At 70.2% G+C, this 22,348-nt stretch carries 27 protein-coding genes and 1 pseudogene; 12 read left to right on the forward strand and 16 right to left on the reverse strand.

What is annotated here, in order from left to right; all coding sequences use genetic code 11:
• Positions 1-31 precede the first annotated feature (31 nt).
• From QO011_RS32380 to QO011_RS32405, 6 genes and pseudogenes are all read right to left on the reverse strand, one after another.
• On the reverse strand, positions 32-355 hold the full coding sequence (locus QO011_RS32380) for a helix-turn-helix domain-containing protein (protein WP_307281786.1): 324 nt from the start codon (positions 353-355) through the stop codon (positions 32-34).
• The gene (locus QO011_RS32385) at positions 339-719 is read right to left on the reverse strand and encodes a type II toxin-antitoxin system RelE/ParE family toxin (protein WP_307281788.1); all 381 of its coding nucleotides are present in this window, start codon (positions 717-719) and stop codon (positions 339-341) included. Before QO011_RS32385 ends, QO011_RS32380 begins: the two co-directional genes overlap by 17 nt.
• 76 nt (positions 720-795) lie before the next feature.
• Positions 796-971, reverse strand: a pseudogene (locus tag QO011_RS32390) (ParB/RepB/Spo0J family partition protein); the annotation flags it as partial.
• 452 nt (positions 972-1,423) lie between these two features.
• Positions 1,424-1,699, reverse strand: a complete 276-nt coding sequence (locus tag QO011_RS32395; RefSeq protein ID WP_307281791.1) for a hypothetical protein — start codon at positions 1,697-1,699, stop codon at positions 1,424-1,426.
• A gap of 85 nt (positions 1,700-1,784) precedes the next feature.
• Complete coding sequence (locus tag QO011_RS32400; protein ID WP_307281793.1) at positions 1,785-1,940, reverse strand: DUF3309 family protein; 156 nt, start codon at positions 1,938-1,940, stop codon at positions 1,785-1,787.
• A gap of 80 nt (positions 1,941-2,020) precedes the next feature.
• A complete protein-coding gene (locus QO011_RS32405) occupies positions 2,021-3,352 on the reverse strand; it encodes a PQQ-dependent sugar dehydrogenase (RefSeq protein ID WP_307281796.1) in 1,332 nt (443 codons plus the stop codon).
• Between the two features lie 168 nt (positions 3,353-3,520).
• Here QO011_RS32405 and QO011_RS32410 point away from each other — a divergent pair, with 168 nt between their 5' ends.
• Positions 3,521-3,775, forward strand: coding sequence for a hypothetical protein (locus tag QO011_RS32410; protein WP_307281799.1), 255 nt, complete (start codon positions 3,521-3,523; stop codon positions 3,773-3,775).
• 30 nt (positions 3,776-3,805) lie between these two features.
• On the opposite strand, the gene QO011_RS32415 is transcribed toward QO011_RS32410, so the two are convergent.
• From QO011_RS32415 to QO011_RS32430, 4 genes are all read right to left on the reverse strand, one after another.
• Positions 3,806-4,789, reverse strand: coding sequence for an ABC transporter permease (locus tag QO011_RS32415; protein ID WP_307281803.1), 984 nt, complete (start codon positions 4,787-4,789; stop codon positions 3,806-3,808).
• A gap of 8 nt (positions 4,790-4,797) precedes the next feature.
• Positions 4,798-5,784 (reverse strand): ABC transporter permease, encoded by a 987-nt coding sequence (locus QO011_RS32420; RefSeq protein WP_307281805.1) that lies wholly within the window; start codon positions 5,782-5,784, stop codon positions 4,798-4,800.
• Entirely contained in the window at positions 5,781-7,328 is a 1,548-nt protein-coding gene (locus QO011_RS32425; protein WP_307281806.1) for a sugar ABC transporter ATP-binding protein, read from the reverse strand. Before QO011_RS32425 ends, QO011_RS32420 begins: the two co-directional genes overlap by 4 nt.
• Before the next feature lie 91 nt (positions 7,329-7,419).
• Entirely contained in the window at positions 7,420-8,562 is a 1,143-nt protein-coding gene (locus QO011_RS32430) for a sugar ABC transporter substrate-binding protein (protein WP_307281809.1), read from the reverse strand.
• A 267-nt stretch (positions 8,563-8,829) separates the two neighbouring features.
• On the opposite strand from QO011_RS32430, the gene QO011_RS32435 reads away from it, so the two are divergent.
• From QO011_RS32435 to QO011_RS32465, 7 genes are all read left to right on the forward strand, one after another.
• Entirely contained in the window at positions 8,830-9,924 is a 1,095-nt protein-coding gene (locus QO011_RS32435) for a LacI family DNA-binding transcriptional regulator (protein WP_307281812.1), read from the forward strand.
• Between the two features lie 134 nt (positions 9,925-10,058).
• A complete protein-coding gene (locus QO011_RS32440) occupies positions 10,059-10,424 on the forward strand; it encodes a nuclear transport factor 2 family protein (protein WP_307281814.1) in 366 nt (121 codons plus the stop codon).
• Positions 10,425-10,496: 72 nt separating this feature from the next.
• Entirely contained in the window at positions 10,497-11,375 is an 879-nt protein-coding gene (locus tag QO011_RS32445) for an alpha/beta fold hydrolase (protein WP_307281817.1), read from the forward strand.
• Positions 11,375-12,199 carry a helix-turn-helix domain-containing protein gene (locus QO011_RS32450; RefSeq protein ID WP_307281818.1) on the forward strand — a complete coding sequence of 275 codons (825 nt, stop codon included), beginning with the start codon at positions 11,375-11,377 and terminating at the stop codon, positions 12,197-12,199. The genes QO011_RS32445 and QO011_RS32450 overlap by 1 nt, the downstream gene beginning before the upstream one ends.
• Positions 12,200-12,234: 35 nt before the next feature.
• Positions 12,235-12,558: a DUF1330 domain-containing protein gene (locus QO011_RS32455; RefSeq protein WP_307281820.1), complete on the forward strand. Its 324-nt coding sequence runs from the start codon at positions 12,235-12,237 to the stop codon at positions 12,556-12,558.
• A gap of 87 nt (positions 12,559-12,645) precedes the next feature.
• Complete coding sequence (locus QO011_RS32460) at positions 12,646-13,326, forward strand: hypothetical protein (protein WP_307281821.1); 681 nt, start codon at positions 12,646-12,648, stop codon at positions 13,324-13,326.
• On the forward strand, positions 13,323-13,913 hold the full coding sequence (locus tag QO011_RS32465; RefSeq protein WP_307281824.1) for an RES family NAD+ phosphorylase: 591 nt from the start codon (positions 13,323-13,325) through the stop codon (positions 13,911-13,913). The genes QO011_RS32460 and QO011_RS32465 overlap by 4 nt, the downstream gene beginning before the upstream one ends.
• Before the next feature lie 14 nt (positions 13,914-13,927).
• On the opposite strand, the gene QO011_RS32470 is transcribed toward QO011_RS32465, so the two are convergent.
• From QO011_RS32470 to QO011_RS32495, 6 genes are read right to left on the reverse strand one after another with little or no spacing between them, the layout of a single operon-like run.
• On the reverse strand, positions 13,928-14,209 hold the full coding sequence (locus QO011_RS32470) for a hypothetical protein (protein ID WP_307281927.1): 282 nt from the start codon (positions 14,207-14,209) through the stop codon (positions 13,928-13,930).
• Positions 14,209-14,904 (reverse strand): hypothetical protein, encoded by a 696-nt coding sequence (locus QO011_RS32475; RefSeq protein ID WP_307281826.1) that lies wholly within the window; start codon positions 14,902-14,904, stop codon positions 14,209-14,211. The genes QO011_RS32470 and QO011_RS32475 overlap by 1 nt, the downstream gene beginning before the upstream one ends.
• A gap of 2 nt (positions 14,905-14,906) precedes the next feature.
• The gene (locus QO011_RS32480; protein ID WP_307281827.1) at positions 14,907-16,319 is read right to left on the reverse strand and encodes an APC family permease; all 1,413 of its coding nucleotides are present in this window, start codon (positions 16,317-16,319) and stop codon (positions 14,907-14,909) included.
• Positions 16,316-16,498 carry a hypothetical protein gene (locus tag QO011_RS32485; protein ID WP_307281830.1) on the reverse strand — a complete coding sequence of 61 codons (183 nt, stop codon included), beginning with the start codon at positions 16,496-16,498 and terminating at the stop codon, positions 16,316-16,318. The genes QO011_RS32480 and QO011_RS32485 overlap by 4 nt, the downstream gene beginning before the upstream one ends.
• Positions 16,499-16,508: 10 nt before the next feature.
• Positions 16,509-16,892 (reverse strand): hypothetical protein, encoded by a 384-nt coding sequence (locus tag QO011_RS32490; RefSeq protein WP_307281832.1) that lies wholly within the window; start codon positions 16,890-16,892, stop codon positions 16,509-16,511.
• An 8-nt stretch (positions 16,893-16,900) separates the two neighbouring features.
• Complete coding sequence (locus tag QO011_RS32495) at positions 16,901-17,191, reverse strand: hypothetical protein (protein WP_307281834.1); 291 nt, start codon at positions 17,189-17,191, stop codon at positions 16,901-16,903.
• Positions 17,192-17,698: 507 nt separating this feature from the next.
• Here QO011_RS32495 and QO011_RS32500 point away from each other — a divergent pair.
• The 4 genes from QO011_RS32500 to QO011_RS32515 are packed head-to-tail and all read left to right on the forward strand — an operon-like array spanning position 17,699 to position 22,329.
• A complete protein-coding gene (locus QO011_RS32500) occupies positions 17,699-18,889 on the forward strand; it encodes an ABC transporter substrate-binding protein (protein ID WP_307281930.1) in 1,191 nt (396 codons plus the stop codon).
• Between the two features lie 43 nt (positions 18,890-18,932).
• Positions 18,933-20,846: an ABC transporter permease gene (locus QO011_RS32505; RefSeq protein WP_370882042.1), complete on the forward strand. Its 1,914-nt coding sequence runs from the start codon at positions 18,933-18,935 to the stop codon at positions 20,844-20,846.
• On the forward strand, positions 20,843-21,610 hold the full coding sequence (locus QO011_RS32510; RefSeq protein WP_307281839.1) for an ABC transporter ATP-binding protein: 768 nt from the start codon (positions 20,843-20,845) through the stop codon (positions 21,608-21,610). The genes QO011_RS32505 and QO011_RS32510 overlap by 4 nt, the downstream gene beginning before the upstream one ends.
• A gap of 20 nt (positions 21,611-21,630) precedes the next feature.
• Positions 21,631-22,329 (forward strand): ABC transporter ATP-binding protein, encoded by a 699-nt coding sequence (locus QO011_RS32515; protein ID WP_307281932.1) that lies wholly within the window; start codon positions 21,631-21,633, stop codon positions 22,327-22,329.
• The last annotated feature ends 19 nt before the right edge of the window (positions 22,330-22,348 follow it).

A 22,348-nucleotide genomic window follows, 5' to 3' on the forward strand; every position in this document is an offset into this window, starting at 1 on the left:
CAGCGTCATGTGCTCTCACGACAGTTTTCGGCTACGCGAGGACTTTAAGCCCATGCTTTTGAACCACAGTTAGAAGCTTGAGCGCCATGCCACTCGGCCTTTTGGCGCCGGTTTCCCACTTCTCGACCGTACTTTCGCTGGTGTTGAGATAACGGGCGAATACGGGCTGACTGACATTGTTGGCTTCGCGGAGCTGCTTGATCTGCGCAGGCTCGATCTCTGTCGGGACGACCAGGTGGCGCGCATCGAAATCGCGCATAGTTGCCTTGTCGAACGCACCGACCTTGTGAAGCATGGCCGCAGACGAATGGATCGCCTCAGACACATCGCCTTTGAACCTACTTTTCGTTGCCATGACAAATCTCCGTCAGGTCCTTGTCCTCTAAAAGCCGAGCAATCTGCTGAGCGTTCAGCGTTGAATAGCTCTTTGCCAGGGTGCGAAAATCCTCCAGCTCATCGTCCTCGATGTTAGCCCGATCCTTCTTTGCGAACAGATATTCGAAAATCCAGTATCGGCCACCTTTCACAAGAATGATGCTTCTGTGCATGTTCTTGTTCAGGCGCTTTTTGAAGACGCCGCCGCCAAGATCATCTACCTGGCCGTCCATCACTTCCTGGATCGCCTTACAAAGCTCACCATCCTTGATCCGCGCTTTGCGAGCCGCCTTGGAAAACCAAGCGGTTTTGAACGTCCGCATGGATTCTTCAGCATCGGCCATATCGTTATGTAGCACCGAGTGCTATCGAAATCAATGGAGGTGTTGCCGGGCATCGCGATTTGCGCACCGTCGGAGGATGACCGGAATCGATGATGTAGCCGTTCCCACCATCGGTCTGCGGGAAAATCACCGGCGGCAGCACGATGCCGACGACCTCGAGCGTCGCGAGGAGCAGTAGTCTGCCTGCGGCGTAGATTTGATCTGGCGCGAACGATCGGGATTCTCGTTCAGCGCACGCGGGTCGACCTTCATGACATTTAACGTCCGACATGGGCCCAAAGCGGCGATCAACGGCGGACCATGCGACCCCTGCGCAGGGTCTGGACACACCATCAAACCCGCAAAGCGATTCGAACTATTATCCGCCGATTTTACGCTTTTTCACAGCAGGCCATTTTTCGGGTGCTTTTTGTGCGGGAAAGGGCGATGTTTGGTGTTCTTAGACAGGGCAGATTCCGGAGTATTTGGCACCCCCGACACGATTCGAACGTGTGACCTCGGACTTCGGAGGGCGGAGTTCGCCACCCGAGGCCCGTCTGCCGCAGAAAAGCGCCAGCGCAAGAGCGCCGGGTGCTCAACCCCGCGAACAACGACGCACAAGCTGGAGGCGGTTCGGCGACTGGCGGGAAACCATGAGCACGGACGGGCCAAGAGCCACTCGCCCGCCTCCGTGAAAAAGGGGCGATCGACTCTTCAGGAGGCCGTCAGTACCGGCCCGGCGGGTCGCTGGCCGGGAACGATTGGTCCGCCGCCTCGTCGACCGCGTCCCATTCCCTCGGCGGATAATCCATGGACTCCGGGCCGGCGGGCCGGACGCCGTCGATCGCCCGGCGGGGCGATGGCGGTGCCTTGCCGCTGCCGGCGTGCTGCATGTCCCGACGGCTGCGCTCCAGCTCTTCGCGCAGCCGTCGATTCTCCAAGAGGAGACCGGCCACAACGCCGACCGCGGCCACCGAGCCGATCATCCGAAGCAAGGCCATGCCAGTCCCTCCCTGTCGTGAACGCAGCCGGGCGGCCCCCGTCGGGCCGTGCTCCGGGCCGATCGGTTCCGGCCGCCGGGCGCGCTCATATGCGGCCGAGCACCACCAGGATGATCAGGATGATGACGATGACGCCGAGGCCGCCGGACGGCCCGTAGCCCCAGCTGCGGCTGTAGCCCCAGTTCGGCAAGGCGCCGACCAGGATCAGGATCAGGATGACGAGAAGGATTGTGCCCAACATCGCGGTACCTCCAGTTGTCCTGTACAAACCGGAGCCGGCACATTCTGTTCCCCTGCGTCGCGCCGCTTCGCCACGGGCCGTCAGGTCTTGCCGGCATAGGCGATGCGCCAGATCGTGCCGTTGCCGTCCTCGCTCACCAGGAGCGCGCCGTCCGCCGCCATGGCGACGCCGACCGGACGGCCCCAGACCGCATCGTCGGACACGACCATGCCGGTGAGGAAGTCCTCGTAGTCGCCGGTCGGCCTGCCGTCCCTGAACGGCAGGCGCACCACCTTGTAGCCGGTGCGCCGGCCGCGGTTCCACGAGCCGTGGAAGGTGACGAAGGCATCGCCGCGATAGTCCGGCGGAAAGGCCTCGCCGGTGTAGAAGGCGATGCCCAGCGGCGCCGAATGCGCCTGGAACAGCACGTCGGGCACGCTGACGTGCTGCGCCAGATCCGGGCGCGCGCCACGATGGCGCCGATCTTCGTTGGCGCCGATATAGTACCAGGGCCAGCCGTAGAAGGCGCCGGGCTTCACCTCGGTGGCATAGTCGAAGGGCGTGTCGTCGCCGAGGCCGTCGCGCTCGTTGACCACGCACCACAGTCCGCCCGTCGCCGGCTGCAGCGCCATGCCGGAGCAGTTGCGCAATCCCGTGGCGAGGATGCGTTCGTTGCGGCCGTCGGGATCGAAGGCGAGCACGTCGGCCCGTCGCGCCTCGCCACCCCAGGCCGCGCCGAGGGCATGGCCGCCGGCCCAGTCGGCGGAAGGCGGCGCGCCGAGTCCTTCGGCGACGTTCGAGCCCGAGCCGACGGCGAGATACATGGTCCGCCCGTCGGCGGAGAAGACGAGGTCGCGCGTCCAGTGATGCACCTCGGGAATGCCGGAGACGATGGTCTCGGGCTTGCCGCTCGCCGTCATGTCGCCGTCCTTGTAGGCAAAGCGCACGACTCCGTTGCTGTTGGCGACATAGACCCATTGCGGCCGCGGCCCCGGCGGATAGAAGGCGATGCCGTAGGGCTGGTGCAGCCCCTCGGCGAACACCGCCTGCTGCTCCGGCCGGGCGCGGCCCGGCGCCAGGCGCAGGACGCGCACCCGGTTGGCCCGGCTCTCCGCCACGAAGATGTCGCCGTTCGGGGCGACGCGGATCACCCGCGGGCCGGAGAGGCCGGCGGCGACGAGCTCGGCCCGGAAGCCCTCGGGCACGCGCGGCGCGGCGCCGACGGGCCGGCGCGCCAGCTCCGCCGCAGCCGCGCTCGCCTCGGACGGGGCCGGCAGGTCGCCCGTCCGGATCGAGCGCCGCACGCCGGGCGCATCGGCATGCCAGTCGCCGAAGGCGGACGGGCCCTGCAGCTCCGCGCCCGCGGCGGCGGCCGCCGCGCCGGCCAGCGCGAAGACCGCGAGAAACGTCGCCCAGCGCGGCCGTCGCGGCATGACATCCTCCCTGCCGGTTCGTGATCGGACGAAACCCGCCGCGACGCCCGGGGTTCCCGGGCAGGCCTTGGGGCGCGGAACAATATCATGGTCCCGGCGTTCAAGCCGCGCGGCGCATACAACGCCCGGCTGACAAAACCGGGCTCTGGGCGGGACAGGAGTGGCAGCATGGCCGCCATGCCGTTGAAGCGTGCGCTCCCCAGGCGGGAGCTGGAGCGCATCGCCGACCTGGTGATCCGCAACCAGCGGGGCTGCAGCGCCCTCAAGTCGCTGCGCCTGCACCGGGTGACCGGCTACGGGCTCGAGGAGACCTGGGGCGTGGTGGCGATCGAGCCGCAGTTCCGCGGCGCCGCCGCCGAGGCGATCGACGAGGCCATCGCCGGCCTGCGCGAGATCTACGCGATGATGGACGACGAGCGCTGACAGCCCCGCGGCGCTCTGCGCCGCGCGAGCTCACCGCACCAGCCGCTCGCGGCCGTAGAGCAGCAGCATGACGATGATGACCAGGCCGTAAATGACCTGGCGGCCGAATTCCTCGATCTGCATCACCGACAGGATCGACTGCAGCAGCGTGATCAGGATGACGCCGGCGACGGTGCCGAGATAGGAGCCCCGCCCGCCGAGGATCGAGGTGCCGCCGAGGACGACGGCGGCGATCGAGGGCAGCAGGTAGGGATCGCCCATGGCCTGGGCCGCCTTGCTGGCATAGCCGGCCAGCAGCACGCCGCCGAAGGCGGAGAGGCCGCCCGAGATGGCGAAGGCGAGCATCACCACGCGCTGCGTCGCCACGCCCGAGAGATAGGCGGCCCGCTCCCGGTTGCCGATGGCGTAGACGGCCCGCCCGAAGGTGGTCCGGGTCAGCAGGAAGACGGCCGCCGCGCCGACCAGGGCCCAGACGATCAGGCCGTTGGGGATGCCGAAGGCGACATCGCCGGTGGCGATGAAGCGCATGGCGGGCGAGGCCGAATCCTGCGGCGCGGCCCCGCCGGTGAAGGCGACCATCAGGCCCTGGGCGACCGCGTTGACCGCCAGGGTGACGATCATCGAGGGGATGCGCAGATAGGCCACGCCGATGCCGCTGACGATGCCGAGGGCGACGCCGCAGGCGACCCCGAAGGGGATGGCGATGAGGTTGCCGGCGACGCCGTAGGCCGTGGCGGCCGAAGCCATCATGCCGCCCATCGCCACCACCCAGGGCACCGACAGGTCGATCTGGCCGAGCAGGATGACGATCATCATGCCGGTGGCGATCACCCCGAGGAAGGAGGCGACCTTGAGCTGCTGCAGGAGATAGTCCGCCGACAGGAAGTTGGGGGAATAGAGGCTGCCGACCAGGAGCAGCAGCAGGATGCAGCCGAAGGCGGCGGCGACGGCCGGATCGATGCGGCGCAGCCAGGCGGCACGGGCGGGGGCGGTCTGCGCGTCCTCGGAGCTCATCGGGGGCCTCAGCCGAACAGATCGAGACGGTTGCGCACCTGGAACAGCCGCGCCGCCCCGAGCGACACCGCCAGCAGCAGCACGACGCCCTGGAACAGCGGCTGCCAGAGCGGATCGAGGTCGAAGACGAACAGGAGGTCGCCGATGGTGCGGAAGGCGAAGGCGCCGAAGATGGCGCCGACCGCGCTGCCGACGCCGCCGAACAGGGAGACGCCGCCGAGCACCACCGCGGCGATGGAATAGAGCGTGTAGGTCGCTCCGTTCGCCGCCGAGGCTTCGCCGGAATAGGTGAAGAAGGTGAGGTAGAGCCCGCCGATCCCGGCCAGCAGGCCGGAAAGCGCATAGGCGGCGAACTTGGCCGGGCGGATCGGCACGCCCGACATGTAGGCGGCGAGCTCGGACGAGCCGGTGGCGTAGACGGCGCGCCCGATCACCGAGCGGCGGAACGGCACCCACACCACCAGCACCACGGCGGCGAGCGCCACCAGGCTGGCCGGGACGCCGCCCGGCAGCTGGCCGGTGAGGGCGTCGGCGATGTCGGAGTTGAAGTCGTCGGCCCCGCCCGGCACCGGCCTCAGCCAGAGGGCGATGCCGAAATAGACCGCGCCGGTGGCGATGGTCGCGACGATCGGCTGCAGCCGGCCGTAGATGACGATCAGGCCGTTGACCATGCCGCAGACGAGGCCCGCCGCCAGCACGGCTGCGATGCCGAGGCCGGCCTGCGCCGGCCCGCCGGCGACAAGGGAGGAGGCCAGGCAATTGGTCAGGATGAAGATCGAGCCGACGGAGAGGTCGATGCCGGCGGTCAGCACCACCAGGGTCTGGGCCATGGCGACCAGGGCGAGCAGCACGCCCTTGTTGGCGGCCGTGGTCACCACGTTGGCGGTGAAGCCGGCCGGGTGGTTGGCGACGTAGATGACGAACATCAAGACGAAGATGGCGAACGCCACCAGCGTGCCGCGATGCTCGGCGAAGCGGTAGCGCCAGTCGGTCACGCCTCCACCGCCGGCCGGCGGCCGGCCTCCCCTGCTTGGGCCGCGATGTTGAGCGCGCTGGCGATCAGCGCCCGCTCGGTGATGCCGGCGCCGACCAGCTCGCGCTTCACGGCCCCGTCATAGAGCACCAGGACGCGATCGCAGCAGCCGACCAGCTCGTCATAGTCGGTGGAGTAGAACAGGATGGCGGCGCCGGCATCGGCGAGCCGGCGCAGGAGCTGGTAGATCTCCTGCTTGGTGCCGACGTCGATGCCGCGGGTGGGATCGTTGAGCAGGATGATGCGCGGCGCGCGCATCAGCCATTTGGCGATCACCACCTTCTGCTGGTTGCCGCCGGAGAGCGCCCCGACCGGGATGGCGGTGCCGGCGGTGCGGATGGCCAGCAGCTTGATCATGTCGTCGATCGCCCGGCGCTCCGCCGCCCGGTCGACCACGCCGCCGCGCGACAGCCGGTCGAGCGCGGCGAAGGAGAGGTTGTCGCCGACCGACATCGGCAGCATCAGGCCCTCTGTCTTGCGGTCCTCGGGGATGAGAGCCATGTCGATGCCCGCCGCCTTGGCGGCGCGGGGCGAGGCGAGGCGCACCGGCCTGCCGTCGATCAGCATCGTGCCGGTGACGCCCTTGAGCACGCCGAACAGGGCGAGCAGCAATTCGCGCTGGCCCTGGCCGTCGAGGCCGCCGAGGCCGACCACCTCGCCGGCGCGGGCGGCGAGCGAGATGTCCTTGAGGCGCTGCGTCCAGGAAAGGCCCCGCACCTCCAGCACCGGCGCCGCCTCGCGCGGCGCCGCGGGCGGACGCGGCGGGAAGACGTGGCTGTATTCGCGGCCGATCATCAGCTCGACCACCTCGTTGTCGGACTTGGCGCCGGCCTGGTAGGTGGCGACGTTGCGGCCGTTGCGGAACACCGTGCACTCGTCGGCGATCTCGGCGATCTCGTGCATGCGGTGGGAGATGTAGAGCAGCGCCAGCCCCTCCGAGCGCAGCTGGCGCAGCACGGCCATCACCTTGGCGACGTCGGCGGCGGTCAGGGCCGATGTCGCCTCGTCGAGGATGAGGATGCGCGGGCGGCGCGCCAGCGCCTTGGCGATCTCGACGATCTGGCGGCGCGACAGCGGCAGGTCCTTGACCGGCGCCATGGGATGGATGTCGCTGCCGCCGGCCCGGGCCAGCGCTTCCTCGGCGAGGCGGCGCTGGGCGCGCCGGTCGATCATGCCGAAGCGCCGCGGCGGCCGGCTGATCAGGATGTTGTCGGCGACGGAGAGGTCGGGGATCAGCGACAGTTCCTGGAAGATGCAGACGATGCCGGCATCGCCGGCCGCCGCCGGATCGGCGAAACGGACCTCGCGGCCCTCCAGCACCATGCGTCCCTCGTCCGGCGCCACCACCCCGGCCATGATCTTGATCAGGGTGGACTTGCCGGCGCCGTTCTCGCCCAGGATGGCATGGACGCTGCCGCCGCGCACGGCGAGCGAGGCCTTCTCCAGGGCGCGAACGCCGCCGTAGCGCTTGGAGACGGCGTCGAGATGCAACAGGGGAGCGTCCATCCGGCCTCCGGGGTGAGAAGGCCGCAAGGGCCCTCCGCGACGCCTGATCAGGAGGAGGCGCGGCGGAAGCGGTTGCTTCCGCCGCTGCCGGCTACTGGTTCTGCTCGCTCTGGCCCATGATCTCCTGCGCCGTGAAGTTGATGCCGCAGGTCGGGAAGGCGTTGCCGACGAAGAAGTTGGGCGACTGGTTCGAATAATAGTTGTCGCCGTCCTTGAAGTTCGGATCCTCGACGATGGCGAGCGGCAGCTTCACCGATTGCGGCACGACCTTGCCTTCGAGCGCGTCGATCGCGGTCTTGATTGCGACGGCGACCTGGGCCGGGCCGGTGCCGGCCGAGGAGCACTTCAGGCCCTCGGCCGAATATTTGCCGCAGAAGGTGCGGAAGCCGTTCTCGGTCTCCGCGCCGATCGGCACCCAGGGATGCTTGGCGTCGATCATCGCCTGGACGATGCCGGTGTCGCCGCCCTGGGAGGTGATGCCGTCGAACTTCTTGTGCACGGCGATGGCGTCGGCGGTGGCCTTCTGGGCGGTGGGGTCGTCCCACTTGCCGACCACCTCGACCACGTCCCACTTCTTGCCGGTGGCGTCGAGGGTCTCGTGGATGCCGTTGTGACGGTCCGTGTCGACCGAGGTGCCGGCGACGCCGCGGACCTCGAGGATCTTGCCGCCGTTCGGCAGGTGGCTGGCCAGCCACTTGCCCCAGAGCACGCCCAGGCCCTTCTGGTCGACGTTGACGTTGATCGCGTCCTCGGTGTCGAGGGTGTTGTCGAAGGCGACCAGGACGACGCCGGCGGCCCGGGCGCGCTTGATCACCGGCGCGAAGGCCTTGGGGTTCTGGGCGTTGACGACGATGGCGTCATAGCCGGAATCGATGAAGTTGTTGATGGCCGAGATCTGCGCGGCGACGTCCTCGCCGGTCGAGACCACCTTGAACTCCTTCAGCTTGGCCTTGACCTCGGGCTGGGCGGCATAGGCCTTCGCCGTCTTGATCATCTGGATGCGCCAGGTGTTGGCGATATAGCCGTTGGCGAGCGCGACGCGGAAGGGCCCGGTCTTGGCCGGGAACTTGAAGAACTTGGTCTTGTCCGTCCACGGCACATAGCATTGCGGGTCGGCGGCCGGACCGCTGACCAGCTCGGGGCCGGCAGCCAGCGCCGGGCCGGCCAGGACGCTCGATACCAGCAGCGCCGCACCGAGGGCGAGCCTGTGGCGGGAATGCGCATTCACGGTCATGGATGATCCTCCCATTTGCGATGGATCGACGCGTCGCCCGGCGGGCGACCTGTTCTTGATCTTGTTGGTCCTGCGCCTGCACTTGCCGTCGCGACGCTCCCCAGGGGAAGCTCGCGCATTCGAGCCCATTATTCTTCTCGCTCGAAGGTAAGAAATAGAATATTGTCTGATGAAAGCGCTGTCAACGACGCAGTATGCTGCGCCGCACAAGACGCAGGACGCGGGAGACCCCGCTCCAGGAGGAAGGCTGGGCCGGCACGGACATCGATGAGACCGGGAGAAACGGATGTCGCGCCCGGCCAGGGTCGCCGGCGCACCACGCTTTCGGACGTGGCGGCACGCGCCGGCGTCAGCCCCGTGACGGTGTCGCGCGCCCTGCGCCGGCCGGACATGGTCTCGGCCGACCTCAGGGCCCGGATCGACCAGGCCGTGCGCGAGCTCGCCTATATCCCGAACCAGCTGGCGAGCGCCCTCGCCTCGGCCCGCACCCACATGGTGGGCGTGGTGATCCCGTCGCTGACCAACGGCGTCTTCGCCGACTATCTCAGGGCCCTGCACGACCTGTTCGTGCCGGCGGGGATCCAGCTCCTGGTCTCCAACTCGCGCTATTCGCCGGTGGAGGAGGAGGCGGCGATCGCCACCATCCTCGGCCAGAGCCCGGAGGCGATCATCGTCGCCGGCATCGACCAGACCGCACGCGCCCGGCGCCTGCTCGAGCGGGCCGGCATCCCGGTGGTGCAGACCATGGAGCTCGCCGAGGATCCCGTCGACATCAATATCGGCCTGTCCCAGCACGAGGCCGGCCTGGCGGCGACGCGCTACCTCATCGGGCTCGGCCACCGGCGCATCGGCCACATCTCGGCCCGGCTCGATCCGCGCTCGCGCCGGCGCGCCGCCGGCTATGCCGCGGCGATGGAGCAGGCCGGGCTCGGGCGCGAGCCGCTGCTGGCGGCGACGCTGCGCCCCTCCACGGTGGCGCTCGGCGCCGAGCTCCTCGGCAGCCTGCTGGCCCGGGAGAGGCGGCTCGAAGCGGCCTTCTGCTGCAATGACGACCTCGCCCTCGGCGCGCTGTTCGAATGCCAGCGCCGCGGCATCCGCGTCCCCGGCGACATCGCCCTCATCGGCTTCAACGACCTGGAATTCTGCGCCAGTGCCTTTCCCTCGCTCTCCTCGGTGGCGGTGCCGCGCTACGAGATGGGCCGGCGGGCGGGCGAGATCGTGCTGGAGGTCATCCGCGGCTCCGGCAACCGCCCGGCGACGCGCCGGATCGACCTCGGCTTCGCCATCCGCGAGCGCCAGAGCACGAGCCCGCGGGACGCGGCCGGGCAAGCCGGCCGGAGCCCGGCGGCATCGCAGGCCTGAACCCCGCAGCCCGCCCCGATTGCAGCCGGCGGACCGGCGCGGCCATGACCTCGGAGGTAATTGCGGGGGCGCGGCGGCGACCGCATGGTTCGCGGGCCTGGCACGACCAGGCGACACGAACCGGAGCCTTCCCGATGACCGACGCAGCCACCATCGCCGACCGCTACATCGCAGTCTGGAACGAAGCGGACCCGGCGCGCCGCCGCGATCTCCTCGCCAGCGGCTGGGCGGAGGACGCCACCTATCGCGACCCGCTGATGCAGGGCCGCGGCCACGGCGAGATCGACGGCCTGATCGCGGCCGTGCAGGCGCGCTTCCCCGGCTGGCGCTTCGCCCTCGCCGGCCGCCCCGACGGCTTCGCCGACCATGTGCGCTTCTCCTGGGAGCTCGGTCCCGAGGACGGCGAGCGTCCGATCGGCGGCACCGACTTCGCCGTGCTCGACGGCGGTCGCCTCAAGGTGGTGACGGGCTTCCTCGACAAGGTGCCCGCCGGCGCCTGAAGCCGGCGCCGGGACGCGGCGGGGCGACGGGCTCCGCCGCATCCGCTCCCCTTCTCACCGAGGCAGATCATCATGAGACGGATCGACGAAACCGCCGGCATGCCGGCCGACGAGCCCTTCGGCATCCGCAGCGCTCCGAACCAGGTCCGCACCGCCGACGGCACCACCCTGTTCGTCCGCGACTGGGGCGAGGGCCGGCCGGTGCTGTTCCTGTCGGGCTGGACGCTCAATGCCGACATGTGGGCCTACCAGATGGAGCCGCTGTCGCGGCAGGGCCTGCGCTGCATCGCCTATGATCGGCGTGGCCATGGCCGCTCGAGCGATCCGGGCCGCGGCTACGACTACGACACCCTGGCCGACGACCTCGCCGCGGTGCTGGCCGCGCTCGACCTCTCCGACGTGATGCTGGTCGGCCACTCCTTCGCCAGCGGCGAGATCGTGCGCTACCTCACCCGCCATGCGGCGCGGCGGATCGGCCGGGTCGTGCTGGTCTCGCCGGCGGCGGTGCCCTATCTGACCAGGACGCCGGACAATCCCGTCGGCGTCGACGCCGCGGTGTTCGAGCGCCTGCGCGAGATGCTGCTCGACGATTTCCCGGGCTGGGCCGAGACCGGCGCGGACGCCTATTTCGTGCCGGGCACGTCGCGGCCGATCAAGGACTGGACTGTTCGCATGATGATGCAGACCACGCTGCAGGCCGCGCTGGCGCTGAGCCGCATCCAGACCGCCACGGATTTCCGCGGCGCGCTCGCCGGCATCGCCGTGCCGACGCTGGTGGTCCACGGCGACCGCGATGCCTCCGCCCCGCTCGACCTCACCGGCCGGCCGGCGGCGGCCCTGATCCCCGGCGCCCGGCTGGCAATCTACGAGGATGGGCCGCACGGGCTCTACTTCACCCACAAGGAGCGGCTGAACCGCGACCTCCTCGCCTTCGCGGGAGCCGTGCCGTGATGCCGGCCCGCACCGTCGGCGAAGCCCTGCGCGACTGGCGCCAGCGCCGGCGCATGAGCCAGCTCGACCTCGCGCTCGAGGCGGAGATCTCGCAGCGGCATCTGAGCTTCCTCGAAAGCGGCCGTTCGCTGCCGAGCCGGGAGATGCTGCTGCATCTGGCCGAGCGGCTGGAGGTGCCGCTGCGCGAGCGCAATCCGATGCTGCTGGCCGCCGGCTATGCGCCGGTCTATGCCGAGCGCCGGCTCGACGATCCGGCGATGAAGCCGGCGCGCGAGGCGATCGAGCTGGTGCTCCGGGGACACGAACCCTTCCCGGCCCTGGCGGTCGACCGGCACTGGACGCTGGTCTCGGCCAATGCGGCGCTCGGGCCGCTGCTGGCCGAGGTGCGCGACGCGGCGCTGCTGCGCCCGCCGGTCAACGTGCTGCGCCTCGCCCTGCACCCCGCGGGCCTGGCGCCGGCCATCGCCAACCTGCCGGAATGGCGCGCCCACCTCCTGGACCGGCTGCGCCACCAGATCGCCGTCGGCGGCGACACGGTGCTGTCGGACCTGATGCGCGAGCTCGCCGCCTATCCCGTGCCAGCTCTGCCGGTGCCGCGACCGGCCGTGCCGGCGCGCGACTATGCCGGCGTGGTGGTGCCGCTGGAGCTGGTGACCCGGGCCGGGCCGCTCTCCTTCTTCTCCACCACGACGGTGTTCGGCACGCCGGTCGACGTCACGCTGTCGGAGCTGGCGCTGGAATCCTTCTTCCCCGCCGACGCCGCCACGGCCGAGCGCCTGCGCGCCCTCGCCGCCCCGGCCAAGGCTCCGGGCCTGTCGTCCTGACCGGCACAGCCATTCCAGACCTGCAAGGACGTGTCATGACAAGCTATGCCATCGCCCATCTGCGCCAGGTCGCGCTCGGACCCGCCATCGTGGAGTATCTCCAGCGCATCGACGCGACGCTGGCGCCGTTCCGGGGCCGCTTCATCGTGCATGGCGGCGCGGTGGAGCGGCTCGAAGGCGACTGGAGCGGCGACCTGATCATGATCGCCTTCCCCGACCGCGACCATGCCCGCCGCTGGTACGCTTCGCCGGCCTACCAGGCGATCCTGCCGCTGCGGACGCAGAATTCCGTGGGCGACGTGATCTTCGTCGACGGCGTGCCGGAGGACCATCGGGCCACCGACGTGCTGGCGGCGTGAGGAAAGGTACCAGGCATCGCTCTTGTCCAGCTTGTCGAAGTTGACAAAGTTGCATCCGTCTCTCACATCTGCGGCAGGAGGCCTGCGATGGCGGAGATGGTGCAACCCAAGATGACGCCTCGCGCGCGAGCGCCGCGCGGCGTCATGACCGTGCTGACGGTCCGGGGCGATCAGGCGGCGGCGCTGCGGGACATGGCGCTGCCGGCCGGGGTCGAGCTCGCCATCGTCTCGCCGGGCTCGCTGGACGCGGAGGATGTCCGCAAGATCCGGCGCGGCGCCAAGGTCCGGCTCGGCGCGCCCCGCACGGTCTATGCCGAGCCGGCGGCGGAGCGCCGGGACATGGTCGCCCGGGACGCCTTCGAGCCCGACGCCCGGGCGCGCGCCCTGCTCGAGGGCGTGCGCATCGCCCAGGACGACCTGCGCCGCGCCGGCGGCGCCTATGACCTGGAGCAGGTCAGGACGCTGATGCGGGGCGTCTCGCGCCAGGCGATCGACAAGCGGGTGCAGGAGGGAAGCCTCATCGCCGTGCCCGGCCCCAGCAATCGCCGCAGCTACCCCACCCTGCAGTTCGGCCGGGACGGGGCGGTGGTGAGCGGCCTGAAGGCGGTGCGCGAGGCTCTGGAGACGGACAATCCCTGGACCGTCCTCAACTTCCTCGCCAACCCCGACGACCGGCTGCAGGGGCGCCGGCCGATCGACCTCCTCAAGGGCGGCGACGTGGCGCTGGTGGTGGAGGCGGCGCGGCGGCTGGGCCAGCAGGGCGCTTGAGCGCGCCCGCCCCTCCCCCGGACCTGGCGCACCGGGCCCCGGATCTCCTCGTTCTGCCGGCGGGGACGATCGTCCATCGCTTCTACACCGCGGCCTATGATCCGATCTTCTTCGATGCCTCGCGCAGCGGCCGCTTCAACGCGCCGGACGGCAGCTACGGCGTGCTCTATGTCGCACGGGAGGAGAGCGGCGCCTTCGCCGAGACTTTCCTGCGCAATCCCGGCCGGACGCTGATCGACCCGGACCTGCTGCGCCGCAAGGCCTATGTCCGCCTGGAGGTCACCGCCGGGCTCAGGCTGGTGAAGTTCGCCGGCCCCGGCCTCGCCATCCTCGGCGCCACGGCCGAGGTGGCGCATGGCGGGCTGCCCTACGACATTCCCCAGGCCTGGTCGCAGGCCCTGCGCGCCCATCCCGCCGCGCCGGACGGCATCGCCTATCACGCCCGGCACGACGACGAGGCGCTGTGCCATGCGATGTTCGACCGGGCCGCGGCCCACCTCGTCGAGGTCGAGCGGCGCGTCGATCTCGACCAGGACTGGTTCTGGCGTCTGGCGCTGCGCTACCGGGTCGGCCTGGCGCCGCGGTGAGGAGCGCCCGGCGCCTACGGCACCGCCGTCTCGCGCCGGCGCTGCCAGAGGGCGTAGCGCAGGCGGGCGAGGCGATAGGCGTCGGGGATCGACAGGGCCCAGACGAACAGGCCGAAGGCGCTGCGGCCGATGAAGGACTGGTCGGGCGTGGTCAGGTGGAAGCTGATCAGGGCGAGCAGCAGGGAGAAGAAGGCGATGCCGAGCCCGCGCTGGGGCTGGCCGACGGCGACGTGCCCCATGCCGGGAAGAAGGATGGCGAGGGCGAGCACGGCATAGGGGTGGATCGGCCGGGTCATCATGGGCGCACCTCGTCCTTGTCGGTCGGCGCGGGCTCGGCAGCCAGAGCATCCTCGAGCCCGACCAGGGCGTCGTGCAGCGCCAGCAGGGTGGCGGCGGCGACGGGCGTGTCGCCGAAGACGCATTGGCGCAGCAGGAGATAGTCGCCGCGCCGGCCCTCGGCCGCCTGGCGGACGACGCGCAGCGCGCCGGGCAGCGCCGCCACCTCCTTGATGCGGGGATCGGCGAACAGCGCCCGAAGCGGCGCGCCGGCGCGATCGAGCAGGGCCTGCGCCCGCCGCGCGGCGCCGCGCGCCAGGATCTCCGCCGGCAGGCCGGCGGGCGGGTCGAGGCGCAGCGCCAGCCGATGGGTGGCGGCGAAGAACTCGGCGCCGGTCGCGCGCGTCAGCAGCGCGAAGGCGGGCCGCGGCACACGCCGGGTCGAGATCGTCACGGCGAGCCAGAGCTGCGGCAGGCGGCGCAGGGTCAGGCTGTCGGGGATCAGCTCCAGGCGCACCGCCCGGCTGCCGATGGTGCCGTCGAGCCGGGGAAAGCCGTCCGGCGCCAGGGTGAGGCGCGCCGTGTCGAGCACGGCGCGGCAGTCGTCGAGCAGGGCGGCGCGGGCCGCCGCCACGGCGCGGTGCTCGCGCCGGGCGAGCCAGGCCAGGGCGCCGCCGCCGAGCAGCGCCAGGACGAGGGCGAGGGCCGGCCCCACGGTCAATACCCCCGCGGCCGCGGCCAGGGCATGGTGAACTGGTCGCCGCGCCGCACGAACTTGTAGCGGTGGAAGGCGAACCAGGCCGAGGCGACGATGTAGAACACCATCATCGCCACCAGCTGCGTGCCATAGCCCAGGAACACCGCGAAATAGGTCACGGCGCACAGGATGAACAGCACGATCGCCGGCAGGGGATGGAAGGGGTGGACATAGCCGCGCTTGATCGTGTCCAGCGGCCATTTGCGCCGGAACAGGATCATGTTGATCGGCATGAAGGTATAGCCGAGCAGGCCGGACAGGATCGAGAAGGTGATCACCTGGTCGAGCGGGGCGCCGAGGGCGAAGATCAGGGCGATCGGCACCAGGAAGACGATCGAGCGGAACGGCGTGCGATATTTCGGGTGCACGGCGCCGAACCAGATCGGCATGTAGCGGTCACGGCCCATGGAGAACCAGGCGCGCGAGGCGTCGTTGATGCAGCCATTGGCCGAGGCGAGCGTCGAGAAGATGGTGCCGACGAACAGGAACACCATCAGGAAAGTGGAGTCGGTCATGCGCGCCGCGTCGAACAGCGGCGTGATCGCCTGGCCGAGATATTCCCACGGCATCAGCCCGACGCAGATATACCAGGTCATGGTGGCGGCGATCAGCAGCGTGATCATGCCGAGCATGGTGCCGAGCGGCAGGGCGCGGGCCGGCGAGCGCACCTCCTCGGCCGCCTGGGTGGTGCCCTCGATGCCGAGATAGAACCACAGGCCGAAATGCAGCGAGGCGACCACGCCGAGCCAGCCATAGGGCAGGCCGACCAGGAACTCGTTCGGCTTCAGCACCGCCGTCGACCAGGGCCGCACGCCGAGGAACAGCACGACGATGGAGACGAAGGCGATGGCGGTGATGACCAGGTTGAAGGTGAGCGTGGCGTAGACGCCGCGATAGTTCAGCCAGGCCAGGAACAGGATGGTCAGCACGATGAACGGCTTGTCCTGCACCGCGTCGAAGCCGGCCATGCCGCCGACGGTCTGGATGAGGTAGCCGGCGGTGATGGCGTTGCCGGCCTCCAGCATGGTGTAGGCCATGACCAGGAACAGGCCGACATTGAAGGCCATCAGCGGGCCGACGATGTGCTTGGCCTGGGCATATTGGCCGCCGGCGGCGGCCACGGTGGACGTCACCTCCGAATCGATCATGGCGACGCAGGTGTAGAGCAGGCCCGCCGTCCAGCAGGCGATCAGCGCCGCCAGGGCGCCGCCCTTGCCGACGGCGAAGTTCCAGCCCATGAACTCGCCGACCAGCACGATGCCGACCCCCAGCGCCCAGACATGGGCCGGGCCGAGCACGCGCAGGAGCGAGATCTTCTCGCCGTGGATGACGGTCGCCGGCGCGTTCGCGGCGGACTCCGAGGCTGCGGTCATTGCGCCCCCCTGTGCGTCGGATCGATCACGAGCTGGTCCTCGATCTCGCCTTCACGGGACGACATCAGCACGTCCTCGGAATAGGCGGTGTTGGTCTTGACGAGGTCGTAGAGCATCCACAGGCCGAACACGGCCGACAGCGCCCACGCGAGATATTCCAGAGCCTGGAAAGCGTTCATCGCGGCCCCCTCACCTGTCGTCGAAGCGTTCGGCGATGACGTCCCGGTATTCCTTGTCCGAGAAGCGGACGACGAACACGAAGTAGACGATCACCACCAGGGCGGTCAGGAGGAAGGCGCCGATCGAGAAGGTGTAGTCGAAGCGCGAGGCGATCAGCGGCGCGGCGGTCTCGGGGGTGAAGCCGAGCTTCTCCCAGGCGGCCTGCATGAGCGGGCTCTGCTGCATGGCGGCCCAGCTCTTCTCGGCGAAGGAAAGGTCGAGCTTGCCGCCGCCGGCCAGGCCCAGGGCGACGGGCGCGAACAGGCTCGCCACCACCAGGGCGAGGAGGAAGAGGGAATCGACGATCTGCCCCGTGGCGGACTGCTGCGGCGGACGATAGGTCGGCTTGGCCATCGCTGTCCTCACTTGCGGTTCTTCATTTCGTCGAGATAGTGCAGGTCGAGGCCGTAGATGTGGCTCTTGTCCTCGCGGTAGTGGCGTACCAGCGCGGTGATCGAGGCGGTGTTGAACAGCAGCACCAGCCCGCCGGCGACCGCGAGCGCGGCGACGACGGCGCTCGTGCCGGTGTCGGGCAGGATCTGGACGAAGACGAACAGGACCGTGAGCCAGAGCACGACCACGGCGCCGATCGCCCAGGCGCGGTCGCCTCGATACATGCCCTCGATCCGCGGATCCTGGGATCCCGGTTGCATGGCGTGTTTCCTCTCAGTGAACTCCCGCTCATTAGCGAGCGTGGAGAGTTGCCTCACAGGCAACTAGTTTTGATACGCGGAAAGTCTGCGACGGCCGATGGCGCGAAGTCAAGCAAGGATCTGCACGGATATCGTGCAAATGCCCAGGATTCCGGCAGGAATCGCGGGCATAGATCCGGTATTTCACTAATGAGAAATATTATTTCTCATTAGGAATAATGGTTGACATCGGACGATGTCGGCAGCGTCGCGCCCGCATGGACCGACGGGTCGATCCCCGCCCTTGAGGGTCGAGGATGGGGCGAGCCTCGCCGCATCCCTGCCCGCAATTTGCGCAATCCCGGCCCGCCGCCGCCTGTCAAATCGGCTTGCGCGCCGCGGCCGCCGGTCCATAATCGTTCGTATACCAATAAATTTTCCGGCGGCACGGGGCTTTGCCTCCGGCGCCGGCTGGTAGAGGATCGGCCGACGCGCCGGGACGGCTCGATGGAGGGGACGATGATCAAGATGCTGCTCGCCGGGACGGCCGCCGCTGCCGCCCTCCTCGGCCTCGCCCTTCCCGCAGGGGCGGCCGACATCAAGATCGGCGACATCAACAGCTATTCCGCCCTGCCCGCCTTCGCCGAGCCCTATCGCAAGGGCTGGCAGATGGCGGTGGAGGAGATCAATGCCGCCGGCGGCGTCAACGGCGACACGCTGGTGGTGGTCTCCAGGGACGATGCGGGCAAGCCGGGCAATGCCATCACCGCCGCCAACGAGCTCGTCGCCCAGGACGGCGCGGTGCTGCTGACCGGCGGCTTCTTCTCCAATGTCGGCCTCGCCCTCTCCGACTATGCCAAGCAGAAGGGCATCCTTTACATCGCCGGCGAGCCGCTGACCGACGCCATCACCTGGTCCAAGGGCAATGCCTACACCTTCCGCCTGCGCCCCTCCAACTACATGCAGGCGGCGATGCTGGCGGAGGAAGCGGCCAAGCTCCCGGCCAAGCGCTGGGCGACGATCGCGCCCAACTACGAATATGGCCAGTCCGCCGTCGCCGTGTTCAAGCAGCTGCTGCAGAAGAAGCGCCCCGACGTCAGCTTCGTCGGCGAGCAATGGCCGCCGCAGGGCAAGATCGACGCCGGCGCGGTGGCCGAGGCGATCAAGGCGACCCAGCCCGAGGCCATCCTCAACGTCGAGTTCGGCGCCGACCTCATCAAGCTGGTGCGCGAGGGCACGGCCCGCGGCCTGTTCGAGGGCCGCTCGGTGGTGAGCTTCCTCACCGGCGAGCCGGAATATCTCGATCCCCTCAAGGCGGACGCGCCGGTCGGCTGGATCGTCACCGGCTATCCCTGGGACAAGGACCAGTCCCCGGCCAACCTCGCCTTCGTCAAGGCCTACCAGGCCAGGTACGCCGACTATCCCAGGCTCGGCTCGGTGGTCGGCTATGCCGAGATGAAGGCGATCGCCGCCGTCCTCGCCAAGGCGAAGTCGACGAAGACCGAGGACCTGATCAAGGCGGCGGAAGGCATCGGCTTCGACACGCCCTTCGGCCCGGTGTCCTTCCGCGCCATCGACCACCAGTCCACCATGGGCGCCTTCGTCGGCAAGACCGCGGTGGTCGACGGCAAGGGCGTGATGGTCGACTTCCGCTACGTGCCGGGCGCCCAGGTGCTGCCGCCCGACAGCGAGGTGAAGACGCTGCGCCCGCAGGGCTGAGCCCGGCCGGCCGCCCGCCGCGCACAGGAGTCTGCGGCCCATGCTGGACCTCGTCGTCGCCCAGGGGGTGACCGGCCTCGCCAACGCGTCGTCGCTGTTCCTGGTCGCCTCGGGCCTGTCGCTGATCTTCGGCGTCACCCGCATCGTCAACTTCGCCCACGGCGCCTTCTACATGCTCGGCGCCTATGCAGCGGTCACGCTGGCGCCCGGGCTGGCCGAGCGGCTGGGGCCGGGGCCGGGCTTCTGGCTCGCGCTGCCGCTCGCCGCGGCGATCGTCGCCGCCATCGGCGTCGCCGTGGAAGTGCTGCTGCTCCGGCGCATCTACCGGGCGCCGAGCCTGTTCCAGCTGCTCGCCACCTTCGGCGTGACGCTGATGGTGGAAGACCTCGTGGTCCTGGTCTTCGGCCCCGACGACCTGATCGGGCCGCGCGCGCCGGGCCTCGGCGGCTCGGTCACGCTGCTCGGCCACGCCTTCCCCAGCTACGACCTGTTCCTGATGCTGCTCGGGCCGGCGGTGCTCGGCCTGATCTCGGCCCTGCTGCACCGCACCCGCTTCGGCATCCTGCTGCGCGCCGCGACCGAGGATCGCGACATGGTCGCCGCGCTCGGCGTCAACCAGAGCCGGCTGTTCACCGGCATCTTCGCCCTCGGCATCTTCCTCGCCGCGCTCGGCGGCGCCCTGCAGATCCCGCGCGACGCCGTCACCCACCAGATGGACCTGTCGATCATCGTCGAGGTGTTCGCGGTCGTCATCATCGGCGGGCTGGGAAGCCTCGCCGGCGCCTTCCTCGCCGCGGTCCTGGTGGCCGAGCTCAATGCCTTCGGCATCCTCGTCTTCCCCGGCATCTCGATGGTCATGGTGTTCCTGGCCATGGCTGTCGTGCTGGTGGTGCGCCCCTACGGCCTCCTCGGCCGCCCCTTCGCGCCGGACCGGGCCGCGGCGGCGGCGACCGCCCGGCCCTGGCGCCCCTTCACGGCGCGGGAGCGCCTCGCCGTCGCCGCGGGGATCGCCGCCGCCGCGGCGCTGCCGCTCGTCGCCGGCGCCTATGGGCTGACGGTCGCGGCCGAGGTGATGATCGCCGTCGTCTTCGCCGCCAGCCTGCAGCTCCTGATGTCGGCGGGGGGCCTGGATTCCTTCGGCCACGCCGCCTTCTTCGGCCTCGGCGCCTATGGCGCGGCCCTGGCGGTCCAGCATGTCCAGGCGCCGATGGCGCTCGCCCTGCTCGCCGGCCCGCTGCTGGCGCTCGCCGGCGCCCTCGCCGTCGGCTGGTTCTGCATCCGCCTCACCGGCGTGCATTTCGCCATGCTGACGCTCGCCCTCGCCCAGATCGCCTGGGCGGTCGCCTTCCAGTGGGTCGACGTGACGGGCGGCGACAACGGCCTGCTCGGCATCTGGCCGGCGCCCTGGGCCACCGGCCCCGCCGCCTATTACTGGCTGACCCTGGCGGCGGCGCTGCTCACCCTCGCCTTCGTGCGGCAGGTCGTGTTCTCGCCGTTCGGCTACGCCCTGCGCGCGGCGCGCGACTCGGCCGGCCGGGCGGAGGCCATCGGCATCGACCGCCGGCGCATGCAATATGCCGCCTTCGCCATGGCGGGCACGCTGGCCGGGCTCGCCGGCGCCCTGTTCGCCTTCCTCAAGGGCAGCATCTTTCCCGACAGCTTCGCCGTGCCGCTCTCGGTCGACGCGCTGGTGATGGTGCTGATCGGCGGCGTCGGCACCGTGTCGGGCGCGGCGGTCGGCGCCGTGCTCTACAAGACCGCCGAGATCTGGCTGATCTCGACCACCGACCATTCCAAGCTGGTGCTCGGCGCCGGCATCGTGGCGCTGGTGCTCGTCTTCCCGCGCGGCGTGGTCGGCACCGCCGCCGTGCTCGCCGACCGCCTGCCCTGGCCGCGGCGGCGGACCGCCGGGCTGCGGCCGGCCCTGGCGCCGCCCGGCGGAGCGGCCGAGCCATGAGCGCCGCCCCGCTCCTGCAAGTCCGCGGCCTCACCAAGCGCTATGGCGGGGTGACGGCGGTCGCCGATGTCGGCTTCGACCTCGCGGCCGGCGAGCTCCTGGCCATGGTCGGCCCGAACGGCGCCGGCAAGACCACCTGCTTCAACATGCTCAACGGCCAGCTTGCGCCCGACGGCGGCACGGTGCGCATCGCCGGCATCGACACGGCCGGGCTGCCGCCGCGCCGCATCTGGCAGATCGGGGTCGGCCGCACCTTCCAGATCGCCGCCACCTTCCAGTCGATGACCGTGAGCGAGAACGTCGAGACCGCCCTGCTCTCCCATGCCGGCCGCCTCGGTTCGGTCTTCGGCCGGGCGCACGCCTTCCGCGCCGAGGCCGAGGCGCTGCTGGAGCGGGTCGGCCTCGGCCCTCTCGCCGGCCGGCCCGCCGGCATTCTCGCCTATGGCGACGTCAAGCGGCTGGAGCTCGCCCTGGCGCTCGCGAGCCGCCCCCGGCTCCTGCTGATGGACGAGCCGGCCGCCGGCATGGCGCCGCGCGAGCGGGTGGCGCTGATGCGCCTGGTGGCGCAGACCGCGCGGTCCGGCACCATCGGCGTGCTGTTCACCGAGCACGACATGGACGTGGTGTTCGAGAATGCCGACCGGGTGATGGTGCTCGACCGCGGGCGGCTGATCGCCGAGGGCTCGCCCGCCGCGGTGCGCAGCGATCCCGAGGTGCAGGCCGTCTATCTCGGCAAGGGGCTGACCTACGAGGCCGGGGCATGAACGCGGGCGAGCCGACGGCGATGCTGGAGGTCCGCGATCTCGACGCCTGGTACGGGCCGGCGCAGATCCTGTTCGGCGTGGCGCTGGACGTGCCGCGCGGCGCGGTCACCGCCCTGCTCGGGCGCAACGGCGCGGGCAAGTCGACCACCTTCAAGGCCCTGATCGGGCTCGGCCCGCGCCGCGGCGGCACGATCCGCTTCGCGGGCCGCGACATCGCGGGCCTGCCGACCCATGCCGTGGCGCGGCTGGGCCTGGGCTATGTCCCGGAGGACCGGCGCGTCTTCGCCGATCTCACGGTCGAGGAGAACCTCGCCGTCGGCCGGCAGCCGCCGCGGCCGGGGCTGGAGCCCTGGACGCCGGAACGGCTCTACGCGCTCTTTCCCAACCTGGCGGCGATGCGCGGGCGCCCCGGCGGCCGGATGAGCGGCGGCGAGCAGCAGATGCTGACCATCGCCCGCACCCTGATGGGCAATCCCCTCATGGTGCTGCTGGACGAGCCGTCGGAGGGCCTCGCCCCCCGGATCGTCGAGGAGATGGCCGCCGCCATCCTCGCCATGAAGCGTCAGGGCGTCAGCCTGCTCGTCTCGGAGCAGAACCTGCACTTCGCCCGGCTGATCGCCGACCGCGCCGTCATCCTGGAGAGCGGACGGACGCGCTTTTCCGGCACGATGCGGGAGCTGGAGACCGACGCGGCGGGAAGCGCCTATCTCTCGCTGTAAGCGGCACAGGCGCGGGGGC

Source organism: Labrys wisconsinensis, assembly GCF_030814995.1.
Lineage (GTDB): Bacteria > Pseudomonadota > Alphaproteobacteria > Rhizobiales > Labraceae > Labrys > Labrys wisconsinensis.